Here is a 24,279-nt window from a genome sequence, read left to right as displayed (position 1 = left end):
GGATGCACCCTGTATTATACTTATATTTTTTCTGACTGATTATACACCTTTATACTGATGGTAATCTTAAACAATACGGTCAGAATAAACACTCCAATGGCAGTCACACCGGCTGAGATAATAAGTTCGTGCATTGTGGGTACATATTCTGTGACATGGTGCAGGGCCGAGGGCACAAATCCGCCGGCAATCATGCCAAGACCTTTATCAATCCAAGTGCCGACAAAAACAAGGATGCAGGAAAAAAACAGGATAACACTGTTCTTTCTTGTCCTCGGGATGACCAGAAGAACAATGGCAAGTCCCATGCAAAAAACCGAAGTCCACATCCAGGGCACTAAAACACTGTGGCCATGCAGACCGACATACAGATATTTGATATGATCCATGTGGGATGGAATCCCTGAATAAAAAACCACAAACACTTCGCAGAAAAGAAAAAAAACATTGGCGATAAGACCATAGGCAACAATCAGGGCAAGGGTGTGGATGGCCTCTTTACCTGGATCGAATTGGGTCATTTTCCGGACAAACATGCACAACAGGATCAAGATGGCTGGGCCAGCTGCAAATGCAGAGGCTAAAAATCTTGGAGCTAAAACAGCTGTCAGCCAGAAGCCTCTTCCCGGCAGGCCACAATAAATAAAGGCGGTAACCGTATGAATGGAAAAAGCCATAGGAATAGACAGATAAATTAACGGCTTGATCCATACCGGCGGAGAGGAGTCATTACGTTCCGCTTCAAGAACATTCCATCCGATAATAATGTTTAATACAAGATATCCAAACAAGACATTGCCATCCCAGAAAAGCATGGAACCAGGGGTTGGATATAAAAAAACATTTAAAGCCCGCATGGGTTGCCCAAGGTGAACCAGAAGATAAAGCAGGCACATGACTATGGACGCAACAGCTAAAAATTCACCCAAAATCGTGATTTTACCAAATTTTTTATAGTTATGCAGATAATACGGCAGCACGAGCATCACCCCGCCAGCTGCCACACCGACAAAATAAGTCATCTGGGCAGTATAAAAACCCCATGATACATCACGGCTTTGACCGGTTACCATCAATCCGTATTTAAGCTGATCCGCATAATAGAATGCACCGGCTCCCATGACAGCCAGTAATCCTACCATCCATATCCAATAAGTCCTGTTACCTTTTAAAGCAAGTTCAAGCATAATTATCCTCCTGGCTATTGGCGTTATCATATAACTGCTATGGGCAAATTTGGTCTTTCACCCAGATTTGTCCACAACAAAAATTGAAAGTCTCTGTGTGAATTTTTTAAGACTTTCATATAAAAAAATTAAATATTGAAATAGTATAGCCTGGAGGACTAAATTTTGACTAAACTGAAGGACTGGTCTGACAGATTTTTTTAACCCTGTTTATTCAGGAGGCCTGATTCAGATGGTTATACAGATCCTTTACATCAGAACTGACAGGGCAAGCTATCTGCTGAGTCATTGTTTTATATAAAGTATAAATTTTTTTTGTTTCAGGCAGGTTGTCTAATTGGGCATAAAAAATCATCAGTTTTTTAAAAGCATATTCTTCAAAGGGATCTGCTTCCAGTATTTTTCTGGCGTACAGGATAGCCTTATTGAATTTTTTTTGAGTTTCATAAATGCTCACGATGGCCTTAAGCACTTTAAGATAATCACTAGAAAACACTTCTCTTATTTGAAAGCACCAGTCTTCATAGCGATCCTCTTCAAGAAAGGGTCCCCGATAAACTGACTGGGCCGCAAGATATGTTTCAAGGGCTTTTGCAGGGGGGAATTTTTTATTTTTTGTAAGATGATAGTGGTGTAAAAATTGTTCCGTATCAATACGGATTCTATTATCGCCATAAAGCCTGTATGTATCTTTTTTCCGCTCAATATAGGTGGACGGTACTTTGGGCGAAAGATCAGGCTCCAGCGTTTTGCGCAAAGCACTCATGGCCATATTAAACCGGCTGCCTGTTTTTTGCAGGTTTTCATCGGGCCAGAGAATTTCAATGAGCATCTCTCTTGGGATAAATCCCCGACATCTTTTGGCAGCAAGATATTTTAAAATCATCAGGGCTTTTGAACTTTTCCATTGAGATAGAGGGACAACCCTTTTGCCAATGTTCAATTCAAAGTACCCCAGCAACTTGATGTCCAATAAAGGCGGTTCCTTTACTATATGATTTTTAAACAGCTGTTTCAAATAGGCATGGTTTTTTTGTTTGAGCGGAATCTGCTTTAACAACGGTCCGTTTAAAAGTGGAATCAGCCATTCTCGCTCCTTTTCAACAAATCGGTCATAATTCTTACTTTCAGACAAAGACAGGGCAGTTGATAAATGTTTTATTGCATGTTTGTTCCGGCCCAGTTCAAAAAAAGATCCGGCTGTCAACAGGTGGTTGTTAAACACATAAAATGCGGCTCCATCAAGCTTTGGCCTGGCATACGCCAGGCAGTCAAGACTCTGCTGATACTTTTTTTCGATCTTCAGAATATTGGCACAACTATTATTAAGGATGCCTTCGGTCAGCGTCAGTTCAAACCCTTCTATAATATCCAGGGCCTTGTTTAACGTTTGTTCGGCCAGTTTAATTTTTCCCTGGGCAAGATAAACCAGGTGCAGACAATCCAAGGCATTGGCAATGGCCCATCGATTTCCCGGATCTTCAAACAATTCAATGCCGCAGCTGATCAGCTCGATTGCCCTATCATACTTCCCAAGTCCAAGACAGTTCTGGGCCCAGGCAATATAGATCCATCCCTTTTTGCTGTCCAGAAGGGATATCTTTTCACAGATTTCAATGCCTTTTTTTGCAAATTCTATCCCTTTTTCAAATGTTCCCAAAAAGAAGCCAGTAGCACTCAGTTGATAATAAACAAGGGGCAGGCATGGGGTAAGCTTAAGTTCAAGAACAGATTTTAACAGTCTTTTGTTAACCTGTTGGGCCGGCTCAAATTCTCCTTTGATATAAAGTGTATAGGTATAAGAGGTATTGATCAACGCATTTGATGTCAGACGTTCAAAATCAGGATAATATTCCATCTTTTCCCGGACGGTTTTATAGTAAATTCCGGCTGTTTCAAACTCACCTAAAACAGATGATAAAAAAGTCAGATATGTCATTGCGATGATGTAGGTTGGGGACGAAGGTTCCAATTCATTGAGTACCTGTTCCATCAAAAGCTTGGCTTCCTTGACATGACCTGTAACATAATACTGGGAACCCAGTTCAACAAGGCATTTCACCCTTTCTTCCGTGGATTCTTGATTTTTAGACAACCGGCATGCCCGGGTCAATAGTTCAATTGCCTGCCGACAATTGCCAAAATAAGAATGGAGTTTGGCTTTTGCCAGCAGCAATTTCGGATGTTTTTCAATTATCTTTTTGGGAATTTTTTCCAGACACTGACCTAAGAAGTTAATTTTGCCTTTGATCAGAAATTTCATTTCATAAGATTCAATAAGCCGTATGGCTTCATCAAATGCATGCCCGGCAATAAAATGGTGAAGGGCCTGGAAAATATCATCTTCTTCAGTTTTGTGTGCGATCCTGCAATGCAACCGATCAATCTGAATTGGTGTGAAATTCTCTTTCAACCGGGTGATCAAAAATTCTTTGAACAGGTGGTGAAGATAAAAAACAGTAGCTGATTCATCCACAGGAAAGATCATCAAATGATCTTCAATCATCTGTTTTAAAATGGCATCCGGATTATCCATCTCAAAAATATCATTGAAACGCCGGGTGTCTATTTCCGGCAAAAGGGCTGCTTTCATCATGAAGGTTTGAATATGTTCCGGCTGGATATCAAAAATATTTTCTTTTAAATATGAAAAAATGTAACGGGGACTTTGTTTGAACGAGACCAGCCGTCTGGAAATAGCCCCGGGAACTTTTTTATTAAACGCATACCGCAAAAGAACCAGGCTTGCGGCCCAGCCCCCGGTACTGGCAAGGATATCTTCTATATACGGATCTGTCAGCAGGAGAGAATCCGCAAAAAACTGCTTAATTTCTCCGGAGGTAAATGACAGATCATGTTCACAGATTTCAATTAATTGATCTCGCGCCCGAAGTGTTGACAATTTTAAAGATAGATTTTTCCGACCAATGATAACCAGATGAATGTTGTCCGGCAAACGGTTAAGAATAAACTCAATGGCATGATTGACCTGCTGACTGCTCTGTACCAGATGATAATCGTCCAAAACAAAAACGGTTGGCTGGTTGATATTTTGTTCAACAAAGGCCAGCCATTCAAGTAAAAGATCATGGTCTTTTTTTAAACATGTCATCGGCATCTTGTCATCTGTACGATTATCTTTAAGACCGGAAAAATGTTGTTGAACCGCAGAATAAAGATATGAAATGAAGACCGGAAAATCAGTATCCTGCTCGTCAAGCCGGTACCAGACAGGAATAACACCCTGCTTTGCCAGGGCATCCATGACAAGAGTTGTTTTTCCGTATCCTGCTCCGGCTGTTACTGCAATAATTTTTTTTTGTTGGATATCTTCAAAGTACCGGATAAGCCTTTCCCGGTGGAGGATATGCCGACGCCTGGGCGTTTGGAGTTTGGAATTTAACAAATTCATGATTTGATCCGTCAATTAAACTTGTTGCCAAACAAAGAAAATAAAAAAGGCTTTCAGTAAAAATGCCTGAAAGCCTTTATTTTTTTGGTTGGCTCCCCAGCACGGACTTGAACCGCGGACCCATTGGTTAACAGCCAATTGCTCTGCCAACTGAGCTACTGGGGAGCAGCGTCTTTCGAAGAAGACTCGCAATGTATATACCACTGAATTTTCTTTGTCAATAAAAAAATAACAAAAAAAATTGACATCAGTATCCAACAGGTTTATTCTTTGAAAAATAAAAGGCAATCATAACCTAAGGAAGGAGCATTATGAATATTAACAGCTTGCAAGGCTCAGCAGCCTATACAAACACTCTGAATGCAGCCCCCCCGGTTGACAACACAAAACCTGAAGATCAAAATACTGAACTTGACAGGACCAATCCCAATAAAAAAGAGACCGGTGCTTCCTCAAAAGCCTTTGAAGTAAGCCTTACCCAGGAAGCTCAAAAAAAAATGGCCACTGAAACGATTCCAGCTGATACAACTCAAGCTCAAACTGCGCCCCAGCCCCTTGAAAACAAACAAGGACAAAATATGGCGCAGGCTTATGAAAGAAGCAGGATTGTTAATATTGTTGCCTGATATAAATTACCTGAGATAAAGAAGATTCAATAATGATTACTGAAAACGGAATAGTCACAAATGCAGACAAGTCCACTGCCTGGATAACAACAACCCGATCCGGTGCCTGTGAGGCCTGTGCTTCCAGGGAAAGCTGCGGAGCAGGAGACAATAAAAAAGAGATCACCGTTACAGTTAAAAACACCCTTGATGTTAAAAAAGGGGATCATGTGATCATTGGATTGGAAACAAAGCCCATTCTTTTTTTGACATTTCTTTTATATGTGTTCCCCATCATTTTATTGACCATCGGTGCTGTCATCGGCAATAGCCTTGCACCCTATTTTCAAATGAATCCATCCCTTGTTTCCATGATTTCAGGATTTTTCTTTTTTGGACTCTCTTTTTATTTTATTCGAAAAAAAAACAACTCGCTTGCGAATCGAGAAGAGTATAAACCCTTTCTTGTCAGAAAAAAATCACAAGTTATTCCAACCGCTTGTTCCATGCCTTAAATTTTTTTTTCTCTTGCCAATATAGCTGCAATATAATATAAACGCTGCCTAGTTGTGGGTTTGTCGGATGAACTGTAACCCCTAAAATAAGCGAGAAGTATTATGACATCACAACGAGACCTAAAAATAGCCATATATATCATGATCATATTTTTGATCACAGGGATTATATGCTATGCCTCTTTTACCTCCCCTGTACCTGAAAATCCAGTAAGGATGATGTTTCAGAACAAAGCCGGTAAAGTTTTATTCACCCATTCGGTACACTCAGACGATTATACCCAGGATTGTCTGGACTGCCATCACAACATTGAAGATGATGAAACCTACAACTGCAGTGAGTGCCATGAAGAAACAGGTGATGAAGACTTGCCATCGAGAGCTGACGCATTTCATGCTCAGTGTAAGGGATGCCATGAAGACCTTGGCGCAGGTCCGGTAGAATGTAATTCGTGTCATTCATTATAGTCAATTTAAGATTTTAACATCTTAAATCTTACTATATATAATGAATGATTTAAGCTTTTTACAAAACAAGGACTTATTATGATTAAACGATCTTTTTTCACGTTAACCCAACCAAGGCTTAACTATGATCTTGTGGAACCGGATCCTAAAGAGCCTGAGTTAATCCCTGTTCCGTCCAACCTTATTTTATTATTAAATGAGCCCATTAACAGCACAAAAGAAGCTTTAATAAAAAAAGGCAACACTGTTGAAAAGGGAGAAAAACTCTATCTTTATACTGACAGCACCGAGTACACAATATCGCCTGTATCAGGAACTATTAACACCATAGACACCTATTCAGATGTTTTTGGCAACACATCAACTTATCTTGTTATCAAAAATGATCAAACCCAGACAAACCAGATAACATATGATTTAAAAGATAATATTGCCTCTGCTGATGAATACTTGAGAACACTGCCGGGGGCTCCGCCACTTAAACTGCTTGCAAATGATGACACAAGAATTGATACCATTGTCATTACCTGTGGTGATACAGATCTTTTATCCACAACCAACCAGTATGTAGCCTCTAAATTTTTGGATGAGCTAAAACAAGGTGCCCAAATTTTAAAGGACATAACTAATGTGACAAAACTGTGTGTCACAGTCCCGGAAAACATTAATATTCAAGGAGGATTTGATGCAATTCAAGTATTGAAAACCTCAACTGAATATCCTTCCAATTTACCGGCAATGATTTTAAAAGACCATTTAGACTTAGCACTCCCACCTGGAAAAACACCGGAAGATATTGGGGTCTGCTTTATCAGCGCCGAAGCTGCGGTCTCTCTGGGTAAAGCATACAAAACAAAGTCTGCCGGATTTGAAAAGATTCTGACAATTATTGGAAAACAGGGAATTAAATACAGGGTCAAGGCAACCATTGGAACGCCGATACGCAAAATTTTTGATGCCTTCAACCTTAATGTCAGTGAAAAGGACAGAATTATCATCGGTGGACCCATGAAGGGATTTTCAACATTTACCCCTCATCATCCTGTCCAACCGGATATGGATACGGTAATTATTCAAGACAAAAAAACAATACCTGAATTATCCGACAATCCCTGCGTCAATTGCGGCAAATGCCTGCGGATCTGCCCTGTCAATATTCCGGTGAACATCCTTGTCCGATATCTTGAAGCGGACCAGTATGAAGAGGCCGCCGACAAATATGATCTTGAGTCTTGTATTGAATGCGGTCTTTGTTCTTATGTATGCACCGCAAGGATACCCATATTCCAATACATCCGACTGGGAAAACATGAGCTTTTTAAACTTAGAGCAGATGCTTGAAATGGAGACTGCGAATGAATAATTACAAATTAACAGTATCCCATGCTCCTTTCTGGCACGATGGAGACAGTCTTTTTCAAATGAACCTGAATATAATGATTGCCACAATTCCGGCAATCCTTTTCGGGATTATTCAGTTCGGCGCACCAGCCTTTGGTGTACTTTCACTGTCTCTTTCCAGTGCCATGATCTGGGAACTTATCATGAATCTTGTGTCCAAAAAGAAACTCACCATCGGCGATCTGGATGCTGCCGTTATCGGGCTTCTTTTTGGAATGATGCTTCCGGCTACCTCCCCTTGGTGGTTTGTCATTACCGGAACATTTGTAGCCGTCGTTATCGGAAAAACAATTTTCGGCGGTATCGGCGCAAATCCTTTCAACCCGACACTTGTGGGAATGGCCTTTTTGATGCTTTCCTGGAAAACCCTTTTCGATTTTGATGCAGCATATGTTGATTATGAATTTGGTTTTACAGCACTGGCACCACTGGCAGCCCTCAAATTCCAGGGAGCATCTGCGGTTGCAGATCTGTTCCCCATGGGTGATCTTATTATGGGCAAGCAGGTGGGTGCCATCGGGTCCACCTTTGGACTGGGCCTGATTATCGGCGGGATTTATTTGATTTTAAAGGGATATATCCGCTGGGAAATTTCAATTTCCTTTATCGTGGGCATTATTGTCAGCGCCTTTTTTTTCAACATGGCAAACCCTGACACCTATGCCGGCCCAATGATCCATCTGTTTTCAGGATATACGCTGCTGGGTGCCTTCTTCCTTGCTACTGAGAATTCATCCTCACCGGCAAACAAGATTCCCATGTTGCTTTACGGATTTTTTGCTGCGGTAATGATCATCCTTATGAGAAACATCGGTGTTTATGAGGATGGTACTGTATTGGCAATCTTGTTATTGAACCTTGTGAACCCCCTCATCGACACAATTAGACCAAAAGTTTTGGGAAAGGGTGTAACCAATGCGTGAAATGATTAGTATGATTGTTGTTTTAACAGTATTGACCGCTGTTTCCGGTGGACTGCTTGCTGCCGTTCAATCGGGAACCGAGCTTCAAATTGAAAATCAGGTCTTGAAATTTCAGAAAGCACCGGCCATTAAAGATATATTTCCAGAAGTAACCAATGATCCATTGGCGGAAAGGTTTACGATCAAAGCTGACGACATTGAATTGCAGGTTTTCCCGAGTCTTCTTGCCGACGGTTCAAAAGCGGTTGCTTTTGAGACAAAGGGTTCTGCCTTTGGAGGCCCCATCGGCCTTATGGTAGGCATAAACCTGGATACGGATAAAATCATCGACGTTCGGGTAACCACGCATGCTGAAACCCCTGGAATCGGATCAAGAGCTAAAGAGGATCTTTCCTTTGTCTCTCAATTTTCAGGTCTTGCAATGGACTCAAATTTTGCCCTAAAAGGCGATGGCGGCTCAATTGATGCCATGTCAGGTGCAACGGTTACATCAAAAGGACTCAGTATTGCGGCAATCCAGGCAAAGCAAATCTATCAGAAACTTAAACCTGAAATTGTCAAACAGATGAAATAAGGCGAACTATTTTAGGAGAAACTATACTATGGCACAATCCTTAGCAAAAGAATTTACCAAAGGACTCTGGGCTGAGATACCTCCTTTCAGACTGGTATTGGGGCTTTGCCCGGTCCTGGCTGTAACAAAATCGGTTGAAAACGGAATCGGGATGGGTGTTGCAACCACCTTTGTTCTGGTTTTCTCCAACCTTTTAATATCTCTTCTCAGAAACGTTATTCCCTCAAAAGTCAGAATTGCCTGTTTCATTGTCATCATAGCTACTTTTGTTACAATTGTGGAGCTTATGATGCAGGCATATACATATGAATTATTCCTGAAGCTGGGTATTTTCATCCCGCTTATTGTTGTAAACTGTATCGTTCTGGGCCGGGCAGAAGCCTTTGCCAGCAAAAACGGACCTGTTCTGTCCGTTGCAGACGGACTTGGTATCGGTATCGGGTTTACCCTGTCTCTTGCCGCCCTTGGAGCTGTCAGAGAATTTTTAGGCAATGGAACCATCACCATCTGGGGAGGAAATCCGGTTTTTGAAATGGGAGCCAATTTTCTTCCTTTCCAATTCATGATTGAAGCACCCGGTGCGTTTGTCGGCCTTGGACTGATGCTGTGCATGATGAACCTTATTGGTAAAAAATAAAAAGGAGATAATACTATGGGTGATCTATTCGTCCTTGCAATAAGCTGTATCTTTATCAACAACATTCTCCTTGCCCAGTTCCTTGGGAACTGTCCCTTTCTGGGTACATCCAAAAAAATGGAGACTGCCGTTGGCATGTCAATGGCAGTTGTTTTTGTCCTTGTCATGGCTGGTATCATCACATGGATAGTGGATGTTTACCTGTTAAAAGCGCTGAATGTTGAATATTTGCGAACGGTTTCCTTTATCCTGGTCATTGCATCCCTGGTTCAATTTGTTGAAATGTTCCTGAAAAAAAGCATTCCGGCCCTGTATGCCGGGCTTGGAATTTTTCTGCCTCTCATTACAACAAATTGTGCGGTCATGGGTGTTTGTCTAATCAATATTAAAGAAGAGTATTCTTTTCTTGAAGCTGTTGTTTCTTCCTTTGCCTATGCAGTCGGTTTCGGCCTTGCCCTTATCCTTTTTGCAGGCGTCAGGGAAAGAATCAACCTGGCAAGAGTTCCCAAACCCTTACAGGACACCTCCATCGGCCTTGTTACAGCTGGTATAATTGCATTGACATTTATGTCCTTTAAAGGAATGGTTTAAAACAAATTGGAATAGTCCTGAGGCTGAGGCGATTCATGTCCAAGGATATGGAATATTTCAAAATATAAGGTGATATTATGATCCCAGCTTTATTGTTCATGTTAGGCATAGGTGCCCTTTGCGGTATTGTCCTGAGCCTTTCATCCAAAATATTTTATGTATATGAAGATCCAAGAATTGCACTTGTGGAAAACAATCTTGCCGGAGCAAACTGTGGCGGTTGCGGTTATGCTGGATGCTCTGCCGCAGCCGAAGCCATTGTAAACGGCATTGAACCACCTTCTTTGTGTGTCGTATCAGGCAAGGAAGATGTGGAAAAAGTTGCCAGAATAATGGGGGTGGATGCAGGCAGTGCTGAAAGCCCGTTATCTTACAATATGTGTGAAGGCGGTTTTCGTGCAGATGATAAATACCATTATATGGGAATTTCCTCCTGTAAAGCCATGGCAGCCATGTATGGAGGCAAACGGGTTTGCGGCGTGGGATGTATCGGCCTTGGCGACTGCGTAAAAGCGTGCCAGTTTGATGCTGTCAAACTTGGCCCCAAAGGTTTTCCCGTAGTTGATGATAACAAATGTGTCGGTTGCGGTGCCTGTCAGCAGGCATGCCCGAAAGACATTATCCAGGTAAATACCCTTTCTGAAAAACTTATGGAATTTAATCAGCTGCATGCACCTCTGGCACCGTGTGCCCAGACTTGTCCTGCTGAAATCAATATTCCAAGATATATCAATCAGATCAAAGAAGGCAAATACAAAGAAGCCGTCCAGACCATCCGTCTGAGAAATCCACTGCCCCTGGCCTGTGGAAGGGTCTGCCCCCATCCTTGTGAGGATATGTGCCGAAGGGGAATTGAAGACGAGCCTGTCTCCATTAACCAGCTCAAACGATTTGCTGCTGATTATGAAATGAATTCAGGATCCAGGATTCCCATTACCTGCGCACCGGATACAGGCAAAAAAGTGGCCGTTATCGGTGGCGGGCCTGCCGGGCTTTCCTGCGCATTCTTCCTTCGACGGCTGGGCCATGAAGTCAATATTTTTGAAGCCATGCCCAAACTCGGCGGCATGATCCGTTACGGTATCCCTGAATACCGGCTTCCAAAAAAAGTTCTGGATTGGGAAATCCAGGGAATTTTAGATCTGGGCATCAAGTCGTTCTGTAACGTTAAATTCGGTGTTGATTTCGGTCTGGGATCTTTGATGGCTTCGGGCTATAATGCGGTATTTCTGGGCGTTGGTGCCTGGGAGGATTATACCCTTGGCATTGAAGGCGAAAACATGGACGGTTGTTTTACCGGAATTAACTTTCTGCAGAGAATTGCAGGCGGTGAAAAAATCAAACTGGGAAAAACTGCTGCGGTTGTAGGTGGTGGAAATACTGCTGTTGACTGTGCCAGAACTCTTTTAAGACTTGGTCTTGAAAAAGTTTACATGGTTTACCGAAGAACCAGAAAAGAGATGCCTGCCAATGAAGTTGAAATTGTTGCATCAGAGGAAGAAGGCATTGAATTTGTTTTTCTGGCCGCGCCCACAAGGGTTGTTGGTGATGACAACAACAAGGTTACCCAGCTTGAATACCTTCAAATGCAGCTGGGAGAACCGGATGCCAGCGGCAGACGACGCCCAGAGCCAATTGAAGGTTCTGAAACCCTTCTGGATGTGGACATGATTATTTCAGCCATTGGCCAGGCCCCGGAGACCTCCTTTAAGGAACTTGATCCCCATACAAGGATGAAGGAACTGGAAATAACCAGATGGAATACCATTGATAATGATCCGGCAACTCTTCAGGCCTCAATACCATATATTTTTACAGGGGGCGACTCAGCTACTGGCGCTTCCCTTGTTGTAGAGGCTATTGGCGGCGGAAGACGTGCTGCCCGGTCCATTGATCTGCACCTGAAAGGTGAACCTGTTGAGCCGGTACCCAATTCTTTACAGAAAAAGCACATTCCAGAATCCATTTTTTCAAAAGTGGATGGTATCAAAAAGAGCCCCAGAGCAAAAATGCCGGAAATTCATGTTGATCAGCGGCTTGATTCCATGATTGAAGTTGATCTTGTTCTACCTGAAGAACAGGCTCTCAAAGAATCGGAAAGATGTTTGAACTGCTGCAGGATCTGCTATAACCCGGATACTGATTTTCCAATGGCAAAAGCCAACTAAACTATATACTGTAATTTAAAATAAAATAGCTTAATAACAATAAAAGGGTATCTGAACAGATACCCTTTTATTGTTATGGATCACAACATAATATGGTCAAAACTAAATCAAAAATTATCATATTCAGTTTCATTTTTTTTGTCTGCCTGTTTGGCTGTGCGGGATTTTTTTTTCTTGAAATCTCCTCTTTTATTAAAACACCCTTCAACCCTTTGGCCAAAGAAAAGCTGTTTACTGTCAAACCCGGTCAAAGCCTTAAGAGCATTGCCAGAAACCTTGAAAAAGAAGCCGTCATATCCAGTCAAACATATTTTATTGTCTTCACAAAATTAAAAAAAGCCGATAAAAAGCTTCAGGCCGGGGAATATAGCCTGTCCGGGTCTAAATCACCGGAACAAATCCTTGAAATTTTTTTAACAGGCAAAATCAAATTACACAGAATTACCATTCCGGAAGGCCTGAATATACGAGAGGTAGCCGCTTTGGTTGAAACGGCTGATTTTTGTACTCAGTCAAGATTTATGGCACTTTGTCGTGACAAATCATTTGTCCGCTCTATAGGCATAAAATCCACAACCCTTGAAGGATATCTTTTCCCGGACACCTATTTTTTTCCTAATGCTGCATCCTGTGAGGATATCATTACAACTATGGTCGAACATTTTAAAACCGTTTTTACTGAAAAATGGCAGACCCGGACAAAAGCCATGGGGTTTTGCGTCCATGACATTGTCACGCTTGCATCCATTATTGAAAAAGAAACAGGAGATGCATCGGAAAGGCCCTTGATATCTTCTGTATTTCACAACCGTTTGAAAAAAAACATGCGCCTGCAAAGTGATCCAACCGTTATATACGGTATAAAAAATTTTGACGGCAACATTAAAAAAAAACACCTGAAGACAGTCACCCCGTATAATACCTACCAAATCAAAGGGCTTCCAATAGGTCCCATTGCCAATCCCGGTGCCCTGTCATTGCAGGCAGCCTTATATCCGGCACAAACCGAATATCTTTTTTTTGTATCCAAAAAAGATACTACCCATCAATTTTCAAAAACAATCCAGGCCCACAATCAGGCGGTTAAAAAGTACCAGTTAAGAAAATAATAATCATTCAAACCGTTCAAAGTGTTTTATATACACAATCACGGCACCGCTTTTTGATTTCTTTTTTTTATCCCATTCATACCCGATCACAAGATCCTGTTGTTTCAACTCCTGCAATACGTCCTCTACAACATCGGGCAACACAGGCCCTATGTCTGAATGAAGACCTTTTCCAACAATAATTCTTACGGTAAAAATTCCCTGCTGCTTGCTGGTATGGATAAAAGATCTGGTTTTGACCTGGGCACCAATGGCAGTATAACCGTGAAGATCCAACTCAATTTCAACCGGCGGATACCTCTTCAGTCTTTTTTTGACAGGCACTGGTGGCGGTTTTTTTACCGGTTTTTCTTTCCCTTTTTTAAAAGAGGCTTCCAGTAATTGGATAAACTCTTCCCTGCTTGAAACCTCAGCAGAATCATGTTCTACAGACAGGTCATCCAGCAACGGCATCCCATGTTTGTCAACTTTATTTTTTTCACCGCAATCAAGGCTGTTTTCCCGACCACCTGTCTTTGAATTCCCCTTTTTTTCAAATTCTTTTAAAAAATCATGATTGGAATCAAAAACAGGCAGATCATTTTTATTCCGCTTGTTCAAGTGTTTTTTTCCTTTGCTTTTCATGGCATTGTTTTATAATATGTTCCGATAATTTTCAAGATTTTCAAGTACCTGTTATTTGACAATCCCCCCCCTTCCTGCTATGGTCGAAATCATGAATACAGGGAATATTGTAGAGTATATTGACCAGCAGAAAATTATTTCAGCGGTTATCATACAGGAAACAAAAGGCAAATTAAAATTACTGACCGAAAACAATCGGGAAGTCAATTTTTCCGAAAAAAGATTATCGCATGTATCACATACATGTCTCGATACCCATGTACCAAGGGATAGCATCGTTATCCAGTTAAAACAGCTAACGCAAAACCGCAAAAAACTATCTGAAACCATCAACATCAGGGAACTATGGGAACTGCTTCATGAAGAGTCGGAAGACATTGATATTTCGACCATGACCCTTTTCTGCTTTGATCCCCCCCTGACCTGCGACCATGAAGCAGCGGTTATCCGGGCCTTTTTTTATGACAGCCTGTATTTTAAATTCAACAAGACGATTTTCAGCCCGTATACCCCTCAACAGGTTGAAGCTAAAAAAAGACAGATAAAAGAGGCGGCGAAAAAAGAGATCCTGATTCGAAAAGGCGCAGTCTGGATCAATGATGTCTTGAACAATAAAAACGGCAGCAACACTGAGTGTGATCAGGAAATTATTGATATTTTAAAATCCTATTACCTGTTTAACAACAATTGCTCTTCCTACATGACTGCCAAACAGATCATCAAAAAATCTTCTATAAATTCACCTGATCAATTGTTTAATGTCTTTGTAAAAGCCGGCATCTGGGATCAAAATATAAATGTCGATTTGCTGACCATGCAAATTCCCACTGCCTTTTCCAAAAATGTAATGGAACAGGCAAAAAATCTTGCCCGCACCCGGATGAATTTTTTTGATGATCCGTTAAGAAAAGATTTGACGGACCTTCCGTTGATCACTATTGACGGACAGTCCACACTTGATTTTGATGATGCCATCAGCCTTGAAAATACCGAATCAGGATATACGCTGGGCATCCATATTATTGATGTGGATGCCTATATTAAATCCGATGATCCAATTGATCTTGCGGCACGGGAGCGTGCAAGTTCCATTTACATGCCGGACGACAAACTTCCAATGATTCCGCCCAATCTTTCCGAGGATCTTTGCAGCCTGAAAGAAAACGAAATACGACCGGGTATCAGTACAATTATTAAACTAAGCCGGTTTTTTGAAATCCAGGATTACAAAATTGTTCCCAGCATCATAAAGGTTCACAAGCAGATGAGCTATTCTGCAGCAAACCTTTTAAACGGCAAGGACGATCCCATTACCACTCTTTATAAAATTGCCATCCGCCTGCGGGAAAAAAGACTTAAGGCCGGTGCAACTCAAATTACCCTGCCGGAAGTAAATGTATGGATTGAGGAAAATCAGGAGATTGGATATTTAAAAATTGACCGGGAAAATCCTTCCCGCATGCTGATATCTGAAATGATGATCTTTGCCAATTCCCTGATGGCAGAATTTTTATCAGCCAATAATGTCCCGGCTGTTTTCCGATCCCAGGCACAACCGAAACAACGTCTCTTCAAAGGCATTGAAACCTCTTTGATCTTAAATTTCATGCAAAGAAAACAATTGAGCCGGGCCATAATCGGAACCGAGCCGGAAAGTCATTCAGGTCTTGGTGTCAAAGCCTATGCCACTGCAACCTCCCCCATACGAAGATATCATGATCTGCTGACCCAGCGTCAGATAAAGTCCATTTTCGGATATGACAAAGCTTATACCAAGACCGAACTTGAAACAATTATCCAGTCCATTTCTGTAGCCATTGCCAATGCAGGCCGGATACAATCGTCAAGAAAGCGATACTGGATCATCAAGTACCTGGAATCCAAGAGGGGCAACACTTATGAAGCACTTGTGCTTGACTGTCACAGAGATCATTATAACGTGCTGATCAAGGAATTCATGTATGAAGCAAAGCTTCCTGTAAGCGGCGTCAAACTCAAGCACGGGGATATCATTCAGGTTACCATACAACATGCCGACGCCAGAAGAGATCAGTTGTCTTTATTTTTATAACTGCCACGGGCAGACCTTGTCTTTCGCTCATATTTACCCACAACAAAACATTAGAGTCACTGTTTGGATTTTTGAAGACTTTCATATAAATTTACATTGGGTTTTAGGTGCTGAGTTTTGGGTGAAGAGAATAGAGCCAAAATTTTTTGTTGTTAAAATTCCGGCTCCAAACAAATGAAATACCAAGCCTTAATTCTTAATGTTTAAAATTTCTCTGCCCCGTGTAAACCATTGTCGCATCATTTTCATTACACGCTTCAATGGACTGGTAATCGTTCAAAGATCCGCCGGGCTGAACCACAGCTTTGATTCCCTGCCGCAGTCCCACGTCAATACCATCCCGGAAAGGAAAAAATGCATCAGACACCATGGAAGATCCGATCAGACCGCCTTTGACATCCTTCACATCTTTTTCAATCTGGGCTTTCTTATCAGCATCAGTTAAATCCGCAAAAGAGACCTGATACCGTTCAAAGCAGTACCGGTCAGCCAGTTTCCGATAAGCCTTGTCCACAGCGATTTCCGCCACCCCCACCCTGTCCTGCTCACCAGTGCCTATCCCGACAGTGACATTGTCTTTCACATAAATCACGGAATTGGAGGTAATTCCTGATTCCACAAGCCACCCGAACAGCATGTCTTCGTATTCCTGTGGGGTGGGTTCACGGTTGACAGTGTATGTTTTTCCCTTGTATTCAGTGGATGCTATAACCAGGTCTTTTTCAGACAGGGTCTGGGGTACAAAAGACCACTGAGCTACCATACCTCCGTCCATAAGGGTTTTAAAATCAATGACCCGTTCGCCGATAAAATTCTGAAGTTTATCAATGGCATTGATCCGGATCACCCTCAAGTTTTTCCGGGCACCAAGGATGTCAATTACCCCGTCTTCAAATTCCGGGGCCACCACAACTTCTGCATACTGGTTGGCAATAGCCTCGGCCGTAGCTTTATCCACGGCTTTGTTCAACGCAATAGTGCCGCCAAAAGCAGCCACGCGGTCTGCCATATAAGCTTTGTTATATGCATCTTCAAGACTCTGTGCCCTTGCAGCCCCGCAGGGGTTGTTATGTTTGACAATCACGGCACAGGGGGTATCTGTAAAATATCGCAAAATATTCAATGCATTGTCTGAATCGGTCAGATTGGTTTTACCAGGATGCTTGCCGGATTGAAGCAGTTCAATGTCAGACACCAGATATTTGCCAGGAACAATGGTTCGGGCATCCCCCAAAACGAGATTTCCGTTGACAAGCCGGTAAAGTGCCGCTTCCTGTCCTGGATTTTCACCATAACGCAACCCCTTGTTAACCCCGTCAATTACCCATGACACCTTTTCATAAAACAGGGTCTGCCGGTTGTCACCATCCACAAAAGAGACCTCCAGCTGCGGGGTGAAATGATCATCCATAATTGTTTTATACATTTGTTTGAGATCTTTGGACATGGTTTATTCTCCTGATGTATAGCATGATTTAATGTCGTTGATAGATCTTGCGGCCAAATAATCAGCAATGGTGCGGTCATAGATTGCTGTATGCTCAAACGCTTTCTGGGCAAGCCCAAACCTGTCTTCAAGAGATAAAGCTCCGTTATTGACTTTAAGATTTTCCAGTATAGCCGGATATGTGGCAGGATCAACCACCGATGCCACCCGGATAAAATTTTTGGCAGATGCACGGATCATTGTAGGGCCGCCAATATCAATATTACCCCTGGCATCTTCACAGGTTACACCCTCCCTGGCAATGGTTTCACTGAACGGATAGAGATTAACAACTACCATGTCAATGGCACGGGCATCTGTTCTTTTTAAATCGTCCTGGTGGGCAGCATTATAGGTTTCCGTCAACAGACCCAGATAAATTTTAAAATCAAGGGTTTTGACAAGTCCCCCCTGAGTTTCCGGCTGGCCTGTATAGTCAGACACCTGTTTTAAACATGTATCGGCTTTTTCCCCTAAAATCTCTTTTATCTTGCCATAGGTTCCGCCGGTTGACAGGATCAAAATCTCCGGATTCAAATCGACCAGCCCCGGAATAAAGGTGTCCAAACCGGATTTATCAGACACGCTCACCAGAATGGTCTTGATTTTCACCTGGTCATCAATTTTTTCGACCACATTCTTGCCCATAATTTTTCCTTAAATTTATTATAAACGGTTACTATTTTTCTTTTTATGATCCAGATAAATAATATAATTAACATCTTAAAGTCAAGTTTCTATCCCCATAACGGCTCAACTCAGCTACCAATTAAGTTGATATTCCAGCGGTATTATGATTTAATGAAAAAATTTCATATAGAAACGCAAAATAACAAAAGATGCTGATAAATGGGATCTGGCTTGTATTCTTGCGTTTTTTTTTGCAGGTTTGATGATATATTTTGATAAATGCAAGTTTGACGCGTATGATAGCGATTAAGTCTGAAAATTGAGTTTATTATATTTCACCGAGTGATATGTATGAAAAAAACTTTGATTAAATTTTTTGCCATCTGTTTTGCCATCACCATCTTTGCGCCCATAACCCTGGCAGAAAAGTCTCCTAAAATGGGGGGGACCCTTGTTTTTGGCCGCGGTGAGGATGCTATCACCCTTGATCCGGCCAAAATTTCCGACACGGAATCCTGGAAGGTTGCAGCAAATATTTTTGAAGGACTGGTGAGGTATAAAGATGATTCAGGTGCCATTGAACCTGCCCTGGCCTCATCCTGGAAAACCCTGGAAGAAAATACCCAGTGGATTTTTCACCTGAGAAAGGATGTTTTATTCCACGACGGCACCCCACTGACAGCAGATGCAGTGGTGTTCAGCATCATGCGGCAACTTGACCCGACCCACACATATCACCAAAAAAATTGTCACTATGCAGGATTCATGTATGAGTATATACAAACTGTTACCGCACTGGATGCCCATACCGTAAAAATAACTCTGGAAAGACCTTATGCCCCTTTTCTGGCAAACCTTGCCATGATTCCCTCTGCTATCGTAAACCCGGTAACCGTTAAAAAAATGAACGGTGATATTGAAAAAACCGCAGTGGGGACCGGCCCGTTTATTTTCAAGGAATGGGTTCCGGGTGACAGGATCATCATCAAAAAAAACAACACCTATTGGGACAGACCGGCGTTTCTTGATCAAGTGATATTTAAAATCATCAGAAACAATAAAAGCCGGCTGCTGGCATTAAATACATCCGCCATCCATGCCATGGACGGGTTGGATCCTAATATCTTGAAAAAAATCATAAAAAGTGATCAATTGACTCTGGATATGAAACCGGGTCTCAATGTGGGATATATGGCCATGAATATGGACAAAAAACCCTTTGATCAGCTAAAGGTGAGGTTGGCCGTCAACCATGCTGTTAACAAAAAAAATCTGGTGAAATTCTTTTTCCAGGATCTGGGTATACCGGCCAAAAACCCCATTCCCCCCACCCTTTGGTCCCATAATGACGATATCATTGATTATGAGTATAATCCAAAAAAAGCAAAACAGCTTTTACGAGAAGCCGGTTTTGAAAACGGATTCAAAACAAAGCTCTGGTATCCTCCCAAACCCAATATTTATATGCCCCAGCCCCCGGAGATTGCCCGGGCCATCAAAGCCAATCTGGCTGCCGTGGGCATAAAAGTCACTCTGGCAACCTGGCCCTGGAAAGAGTATCTTAAAAAAGTTTTCAATGGAGAACATGAAATGGTTCTTTTCGGATGGGTAGGCGACAATGGTGATCCGGATAACTTTCTTTATGTACTCCTGGACAAGGACAATGCTGTAAAACCCAACTCAAGTAATTTCGCTTTTTTCAAAAATGACCGCTCCCATGATCTGCTGGTCCGTGCCCAGCAGATCATGAACAAGGAAAAGCGGTCTGTTTTATATCGTAATGCACAAAAAATTATCCATGAAAATGCTCCCTGGGTGCCGTTGGTTCACGCAAAATCCATACTGGCCTTCCAAAAGACCATCCATGCCATTGAGCAGGTATTGATTGAGATTCGGTTTAAAAATGCCTGGATTGACTGACGCCTTTTTTTCCATTCAAAAAAAATTGATACTGATTTTTCTTGTCATTATCTTTATCCCCACAGCTATGTCCATATCCCTTGGCATGTGGTTCTCTCTGGAACGGCTTGAACAGGGACTTCAAGAGCAAAGCCGGCGGTCCATGGAGGATCTCAAACGTGAGCTGATGCACTATGAGAGTCGATCTCAAAACATTGCGGAACTCCTGGCCCAGAGCAAGGAAATACAACAATTTGATCACCCCACTGGTATCCGGGAATTCCTGGAATCAAAAAGAGATCTCTGGTACACTGCCATTGTGGAGGTGTTTAATCCGGATAAAAAACGAATTGCCCTGAGCCATACGGAAAGCGGATCAATTGATGCCTATCTGACGGCGTCAACTGATCCCATCCTTGAACAGGGCCTTGGGCTGGAAAAAATTTCCGATTATTTTCTCTATCCCAGCGGATTAACCCTGAAAAGCATGATACCCATAATGGATATGTCCAGACTTGAGCTTACCGGGATTGTAGTTGTCACTTACCCGTTTAATGACAGACTGATGCAGGCATTTAAAGAACAGATCAAGGCTGAGGTGACCCTGCAATGGAATCGGCAGGGGGATATTGTCAGCAGTATCCAGCAAAACCATGGAATTTCATTGACAAAAATATGGCCCACGGCACTGACTGATATCCATTCCCTGGACGAGATCCAGACCCGATCCGGTGAATGGATTGCGGGCAGGCGTTACACTACAAGCTATGAAACCATGAAAAATCAATTTAAAACCACTATTGGTATCTTTACTGTCCTGGTTGATGAACAAGTATTGACCCATAACAAAAAAGATACCCTGCAAATTCTCCTGTTTTCAGCCATTATGGTTTTTATCATAGCCCTGGTAATGAGTTATTTTACTGCAAAAACATTTACCCGGCCCATTCTCAGCTTAAGCCGCATGGCAAAAAACCTGGCTCAAGGCCAATGGGATCAGCCTTTACCCGTGGATCGAGCCGATGAAATCGGAGTTCTTGCCAAAAGTTTTTACCATATGCAAAATGCCATTAAGAAACAAATTCACAATCTTCAATCCATGAATGAAACAATAGAAAAAACCGAGGCAAAATATCGAAACATATTTAACAATGCCCATGAAGGAATCTTTCAAATCACTTTCAAAGGAAAAGTGATGACAAGCAATCCCTCTTTTCTTCGTATTCTGGGATTTGTATCCCAGAAAGAATTGAGAAAATCAATTAAAAATTTTAAACAAATTTACGTTAAGCCGGAAGATCAGCAAAAACTTAATAATCTTCTACATTCCTTTGGAATTGTTCAAAATTTTGAAACCCAATTTTATCATAAAAACGGGACAGTTATGGATGTATCCATCAATGCCCACGTTGTAAGGGGAAAAGATGCATCGGTAAGATACTTTGAAGGCAATATTCAGGATATTTCCGAACAAAAACGGGCAAAAGAGTATAAAACAGCCAAGAATTTGGCCGAATCAGCCAACCAGGCCAAAACTGATTTCCTGGCCACCATGAGCCATGAACTTCGTACTCCGCTCAACGCAATACTTGGATTCTCCAATATGTTAAAAAAAAATAAAACTCTTCTTTCCCATGAAAAAGAGTCCATTGACATTATTAATCGCAGCGGCAGACACCTGCTGATGCTGATCAACCAAACGCTTGACCTCTCTGCCATCGAAGCCGGACGGGTGAACATTGACAATATGGTGTTTGATCTTTATGGACTCCTGGATGAAATCAAGTCCATGCTGGGCCTGATAGCGTCTAAAAAGGGGATACATCTGTTTTTTGAATGTACGGCGGCAGTCCCCCGTTTTATCAAAACTGATCAGATGAAATTACGCCAGATTCTGATCAACCTTGTCAACAATGCATTGAAATTTACGAAAAACGGTAAGGTATGCGTCAGGATCGGGACGAAGCAGGATACGGCAATACCCGGGAAACAGTCCGGGCAAGAGATCCGGCTCTTTTTTGAAGTGGCTGACACCGGCATTGGAATTGCACAAAAAGATATCAACTCCATTTTCCTGGCATTTGAACAGGCATCAGCAGGGCGCCATAAAAAGGAAGGTACCGGCCTGGGGTTGACCATCAGTGAGAAACTTGTGACAGTCCTGGGAGGTCAACTTTTTATTAACAGCACTGTGGGAAAAGGATCTCGATTTTTTTTTGATATTCCAGCAGGAATGGTCCGGTCAAATTCAGATCCCTTAAATCCGTCTGAAAAAGAAGACAGCAAGACCGGCACCCATAAAGGTTACAAATCCGAAGTTGCAGGAATAAAAAAGAAAAACACTATGTTCTGGCGCTCCCGGTCCATGGCACTTTCACCCGCAATACGCGAAGAGTTGAAAGATGCTGTACAGCAGGCGGATATGGACTTGATCAACCTGATGATCATCCGTTTGAAGAGTGAAGACATCCGTCTTGCCAAAAAATTTCAAGCTCTGGCCGAACAATTTGAATATGGAAAAATTTTATTGATTCTGGAAAAGGAGCATCATATTGACGAATAAAATTTCAGCATCCAGGAAAAACATCCTTGTAGTTGATGATACACAGGAAAATCTAAAATTTATGGTCAAAATCTTAGGGGATGAAGGCTACAACGTCCGCCCTGCATTAAACGGTGAACTGGCAATTACTGCTGCCCGGAAAAAAACACCGGATTTAATTTTACTGGATATCATGATGCCGGTGATGAACGGATATCAGGTGGCGGAAAAATTAAAAAAAGACAAAAGATTAAAAGATGTTCCCATCATTTTTATCAGTGCCCTGGATACTTTGGAGGACAAAGTGAAAAGTTTTTCTGCCGGTGGTGTGGATTATGTTACAAAACCATTTCAGGAAAAAGAGCTGCTGGCCAGAATAAAAACCCACCTGACCCTTCAAAAATTAAAAAAAGATCTTAAAAACCGGAACAACCATTTGGAGCAAATAAATACAAAACTGCAGTCCGCCCTGGATGAAATCAAAACGTTAAAAGGAATTCTTCCTATTTGCGCTTCCTGTAAAAAAATCCGGGACGATTCAGGATACTGGAATCAAATAGAAGAGTATATTCAAAATCACTCGGAAGCAGAATTCAGCCATGGGCTGTGTCCTGAATGCTCAGAAAAATTATATGGCGAAGAAGAATGGTATATTGAAATTAAAAATCAGCAAAAATAATAATAAAGCTTCTCCCAAACAGGCCTGACATTTTCCCGATGCTCGGGCGGAATCATCAGAACCGGAATTTTTTCATTGAACACAAACCTGCCGTTATCATGTATTTTGGCGGGATCTGAAAAATTAACAGAAGTGTTATCCGGAAGCAACTGGGTCAGCATATCGGATAAATTCCCGGAAAACCCGTTTTCATCCATATGCTCTATGGCTTGTAAAAACAGGTTGTTGAGGGTCAAGACAATGGGCGGAACCTGTGCATACCCTTTTTCACTGCAATGAACTCGGGACATCAGCGCCCTGCAGCCAAAGGGGCGGACCTCATATATGGAACACAGGTCATTCACAAGCAAGGGGCATTTTCCCCAGGAAGGATCATTTTCTTCTTCAGGAATTTCTTTGCCTTCCATGCACAGTCGGGCAAAACTGTTTGTGGTCATTTTTGGAATATATCTTTTTTCTGGAAAATGACGATTGATTCGGTCCTGAAGCGCTTTTTTTTCCAGCAGGGTCAAAGCGCCAAACAAAAAATCGGCTTCAAGGCTTGTCAGAGTGACATTACAGGTGCAGCAGGAGGAACATTTTTTTTGGCAGACTCCTTCCATATGGTCAATTGCATCATCGTAAAGCGAATAGATTTTTTTCAACCGTTCAATACCAGGATTACCCCTCTGATTTTTCAATTAAAACCCTTTATTTTTTTAACAAACTTGGTTATTTTTAAATTAACTTTGTTCTGCATTTACTCTAATTTATACAAA

The 24,279-nt window shown here is 41.9% G+C and carries 20 protein-coding genes and 1 tRNA gene; 14 read left to right on the top strand and 7 right to left on the bottom strand.

The window, feature by feature from the left end; translation table 11 throughout:
- Positions 1–20: 20 nt before the first annotated feature.
- From dsrP to TOL2_RS05565, 3 genes are all read right to left on the bottom strand, one after another.
- Positions 21–1,187, bottom strand: a complete 1,167-nt coding sequence (dsrP, locus tag TOL2_RS05575) for a sulfate reduction electron transfer complex DsrMKJOP subunit DsrP (RefSeq protein WP_014956539.1) — start codon at positions 1,185–1,187, stop codon at positions 21–23.
- Positions 1,188–1,401: 214 nt separating this feature from the next.
- Positions 1,402–4,599 (bottom strand): BTAD domain-containing putative transcriptional regulator, encoded by a 3,198-nt coding sequence (locus TOL2_RS05570; protein ID WP_148278061.1) that lies wholly within the window; start codon positions 4,597–4,599, stop codon positions 1,402–1,404.
- A gap of 89 nt (positions 4,600–4,688) precedes the next feature.
- Positions 4,689–4,764 (bottom strand) — tRNA-Asn (locus tag TOL2_RS05565).
- A gap of 146 nt (positions 4,765–4,910) precedes the next feature.
- Here TOL2_RS05565 and TOL2_RS05560 point away from each other — a divergent pair.
- From TOL2_RS05560 to mltG, 10 genes are all read left to right on the top strand, one after another.
- Positions 4,911–5,225: a hypothetical protein gene (locus tag TOL2_RS05560; RefSeq protein WP_014956537.1), complete on the top strand. Its 315-nt coding sequence runs from the start codon at positions 4,911–4,913 to the stop codon at positions 5,223–5,225.
- A gap of 32 nt (positions 5,226–5,257) precedes the next feature.
- Entirely contained in the window at positions 5,258–5,719 is a 462-nt protein-coding gene (locus tag TOL2_RS05555; protein WP_014956536.1) for a SoxR reducing system RseC family protein, read from the top strand.
- Between the two features lie 102 nt (positions 5,720–5,821).
- Entirely contained in the window at positions 5,822–6,187 is a 366-nt protein-coding gene (locus tag TOL2_RS05550) for a cytochrome c3 family protein (RefSeq protein WP_014956535.1), read from the top strand.
- A gap of 78 nt (positions 6,188–6,265) precedes the next feature.
- Positions 6,266–7,528 carry a 4Fe-4S dicluster domain-containing protein gene (locus tag TOL2_RS05545; protein ID WP_014956534.1) on the top strand — a complete coding sequence of 421 codons (1,263 nt, stop codon included), beginning with the start codon at positions 6,266–6,268 and terminating at the stop codon, positions 7,526–7,528.
- Between the two features lie 14 nt (positions 7,529–7,542).
- Positions 7,543–8,511 carry an RnfABCDGE type electron transport complex subunit D gene (locus TOL2_RS05540; protein WP_014956533.1) on the top strand — a complete coding sequence of 323 codons (969 nt, stop codon included), beginning with the start codon at positions 7,543–7,545 and terminating at the stop codon, positions 8,509–8,511.
- Positions 8,504–9,085 carry an RnfABCDGE type electron transport complex subunit G gene (gene rnfG / locus TOL2_RS05535; protein ID WP_051012283.1) on the top strand — a complete coding sequence of 194 codons (582 nt, stop codon included), beginning with the start codon at positions 8,504–8,506 and terminating at the stop codon, positions 9,083–9,085. The genes TOL2_RS05540 and rnfG overlap by 8 nt, the downstream gene beginning before the upstream one ends.
- A gap of 28 nt (positions 9,086–9,113) precedes the next feature.
- Positions 9,114–9,722, top strand: a complete 609-nt coding sequence (rsxE, locus tag TOL2_RS05530) for an electron transport complex subunit RsxE (RefSeq protein ID WP_014956531.1) — start codon at positions 9,114–9,116, stop codon at positions 9,720–9,722.
- 15 nt (positions 9,723–9,737) lie between these two features.
- Complete coding sequence (gene rsxA, locus TOL2_RS05525) at positions 9,738–10,313, top strand: electron transport complex subunit RsxA (RefSeq protein ID WP_014956530.1); 576 nt, start codon at positions 9,738–9,740, stop codon at positions 10,311–10,313.
- A gap of 77 nt (positions 10,314–10,390) precedes the next feature.
- The gene (locus TOL2_RS05520; RefSeq protein ID WP_014956529.1) at positions 10,391–12,481 is read left to right on the top strand and encodes an FAD-dependent oxidoreductase; all 2,091 of its coding nucleotides are present in this window, start codon (positions 10,391–10,393) and stop codon (positions 12,479–12,481) included.
- 92 nt (positions 12,482–12,573) lie between these two features.
- Positions 12,574–13,590, top strand: coding sequence for an endolytic transglycosylase MltG (mltG, locus tag TOL2_RS05515; protein ID WP_014956528.1), 1,017 nt, complete (start codon positions 12,574–12,576; stop codon positions 13,588–13,590).
- Positions 13,591–13,593: 3 nt separating this feature from the next.
- Here the strand turns inward: mltG and TOL2_RS05510 are convergent, their stop codons facing one another.
- The gene (locus tag TOL2_RS05510) at positions 13,594–14,190 is read right to left on the bottom strand and encodes a Smr/MutS family protein (protein WP_014956527.1); all 597 of its coding nucleotides are present in this window, start codon (positions 14,188–14,190) and stop codon (positions 13,594–13,596) included.
- A 115-nt stretch (positions 14,191–14,305) separates the two neighbouring features.
- Between TOL2_RS05510 and TOL2_RS05505 the strand changes: the two genes are divergently transcribed.
- Positions 14,306–16,285, top strand: a complete 1,980-nt coding sequence (locus TOL2_RS05505) for a ribonuclease catalytic domain-containing protein (protein ID WP_014956526.1) — start codon at positions 14,306–14,308, stop codon at positions 16,283–16,285.
- A gap of 196 nt (positions 16,286–16,481) precedes the next feature.
- Here the strand turns inward: TOL2_RS05505 and TOL2_RS05500 are convergent, their stop codons facing one another.
- Positions 16,482–17,732, bottom strand: coding sequence for a phosphoribosylaminoimidazolecarboxamide formyltransferase PurH2 (locus TOL2_RS05500; RefSeq protein ID WP_014956525.1), 1,251 nt, complete (start codon positions 17,730–17,732; stop codon positions 16,482–16,484).
- Positions 17,733–17,735: 3 nt separating this feature from the next.
- The gene (locus tag TOL2_RS05495; protein WP_014956524.1) at positions 17,736–18,419 is read right to left on the bottom strand and encodes a phosphoribosylaminoimidazolecarboxamide formyltransferase PurH1; all 684 of its coding nucleotides are present in this window, start codon (positions 18,417–18,419) and stop codon (positions 17,736–17,738) included.
- Between the two features lie 333 nt (positions 18,420–18,752).
- Here TOL2_RS05495 and TOL2_RS05490 point away from each other — a divergent pair, with 333 nt between their 5' ends.
- From TOL2_RS05490 to TOL2_RS05480, 3 genes are read left to right on the top strand one after another with little or no spacing between them, the layout of a single operon-like run.
- The gene (locus tag TOL2_RS05490) at positions 18,753–20,321 is read left to right on the top strand and encodes an ABC transporter substrate-binding protein (RefSeq protein ID WP_014956523.1); all 1,569 of its coding nucleotides are present in this window, start codon (positions 18,753–18,755) and stop codon (positions 20,319–20,321) included.
- Positions 20,287–22,863: an ATP-binding protein gene (locus TOL2_RS23470; protein WP_148278059.1), complete on the top strand. Its 2,577-nt coding sequence runs from the start codon at positions 20,287–20,289 to the stop codon at positions 22,861–22,863. Before TOL2_RS05490 ends, TOL2_RS23470 begins: the two co-directional genes overlap by 35 nt.
- Positions 22,853–23,521 carry a response regulator gene (locus TOL2_RS05480; protein WP_014956521.1) on the top strand — a complete coding sequence of 223 codons (669 nt, stop codon included), beginning with the start codon at positions 22,853–22,855 and terminating at the stop codon, positions 23,519–23,521. Before TOL2_RS23470 ends, TOL2_RS05480 begins: the two co-directional genes overlap by 11 nt.
- Here the strand turns inward: TOL2_RS05480 and TOL2_RS05475 are convergent.
- The gene (locus tag TOL2_RS05475) at positions 23,509–24,201 is read right to left on the bottom strand and encodes a hypothetical protein (RefSeq protein WP_051012276.1); all 693 of its coding nucleotides are present in this window, start codon (positions 24,199–24,201) and stop codon (positions 23,509–23,511) included. The genes TOL2_RS05480 and TOL2_RS05475 overlap by 13 nt on opposite strands.
- Positions 24,202–24,279 lie beyond the last annotated feature (78 nt).

The organism is Desulfobacula toluolica Tol2 (assembly GCF_000307105.1).
In the GTDB taxonomy this organism is placed as follows: Bacteria; Desulfobacterota; Desulfobacteria; order Desulfobacterales; family Desulfobacteraceae; genus Desulfobacula; species Desulfobacula toluolica.
Note: the sequence above shows the minus strand (reverse complement) of the source record. Positions and strands in the feature narration are given on the sequence as shown.

What these genes read in the sequence shown, in the direction of transcription:
- TOL2_RS05520 (WP_014956529.1), top strand. Translation starts at nt 10,391, where the DNA reads ATGATCCCAGCTTTATTGTTCATGTTAGGCATAGGTGCCCTTTGCGGT.
- mltG (WP_014956528.1), top strand. Translation starts at nt 12,574, where the DNA reads ATGGTCAAAACTAAATCAAAAATTATCATATTCAGTTTCATTTTTTTT.
- TOL2_RS05505 (WP_014956526.1), top strand. Translation starts at nt 14,306, where the DNA reads ATGAATACAGGGAATATTGTAGAGTATATTGACCAGCAGAAAATTATT.
- rsxE (WP_014956531.1), top strand. Translation starts at nt 9,114, where the DNA reads ATGGCACAATCCTTAGCAAAAGAATTTACCAAAGGACTCTGGGCTGAG.
- TOL2_RS05560 (WP_014956537.1), top strand. Translation starts at nt 4,911, where the DNA reads ATGAATATTAACAGCTTGCAAGGCTCAGCAGCCTATACAAACACTCTG.
- TOL2_RS05500 (WP_014956525.1), bottom strand. Translation starts at nt 17,732, where the DNA reads ATGTCCAAAGATCTCAAACAAATGTATAAAACAATTATGGATGATCAT.
- rnfG (WP_051012283.1), top strand. Translation starts at nt 8,504, where the DNA reads ATGCGTGAAATGATTAGTATGATTGTTGTTTTAACAGTATTGACCGCT.
- rsxA (WP_014956530.1), top strand. Translation starts at nt 9,738, where the DNA reads ATGGGTGATCTATTCGTCCTTGCAATAAGCTGTATCTTTATCAACAAC.
- TOL2_RS05490 (WP_014956523.1), top strand. Translation starts at nt 18,753, where the DNA reads ATGAAAAAAACTTTGATTAAATTTTTTGCCATCTGTTTTGCCATCACC.
- TOL2_RS05555 (WP_014956536.1), top strand. Translation starts at nt 5,258, where the DNA reads ATGATTACTGAAAACGGAATAGTCACAAATGCAGACAAGTCCACTGCC.
- TOL2_RS05495 (WP_014956524.1), bottom strand. Translation starts at nt 18,419, where the DNA reads ATGGGCAAGAATGTGGTCGAAAAAATTGATGACCAGGTGAAAATCAAG.
- TOL2_RS05570 (WP_148278061.1), bottom strand. Translation starts at nt 4,599, where the DNA reads ATGAATTTGTTAAATTCCAAACTCCAAACGCCCAGGCGTCGGCATATC.
- TOL2_RS05540 (WP_014956533.1), top strand. Translation starts at nt 7,543, where the DNA reads ATGAATAATTACAAATTAACAGTATCCCATGCTCCTTTCTGGCACGAT.
- TOL2_RS05545 (WP_014956534.1), top strand. Translation starts at nt 6,266, where the DNA reads ATGATTAAACGATCTTTTTTCACGTTAACCCAACCAAGGCTTAACTAT.
- dsrP (WP_014956539.1), bottom strand. Translation starts at nt 1,187, where the DNA reads ATGCTTGAACTTGCTTTAAAAGGTAACAGGACTTATTGGATATGGATG.
- TOL2_RS05550 (WP_014956535.1), top strand. Translation starts at nt 5,822, where the DNA reads ATGACATCACAACGAGACCTAAAAATAGCCATATATATCATGATCATA.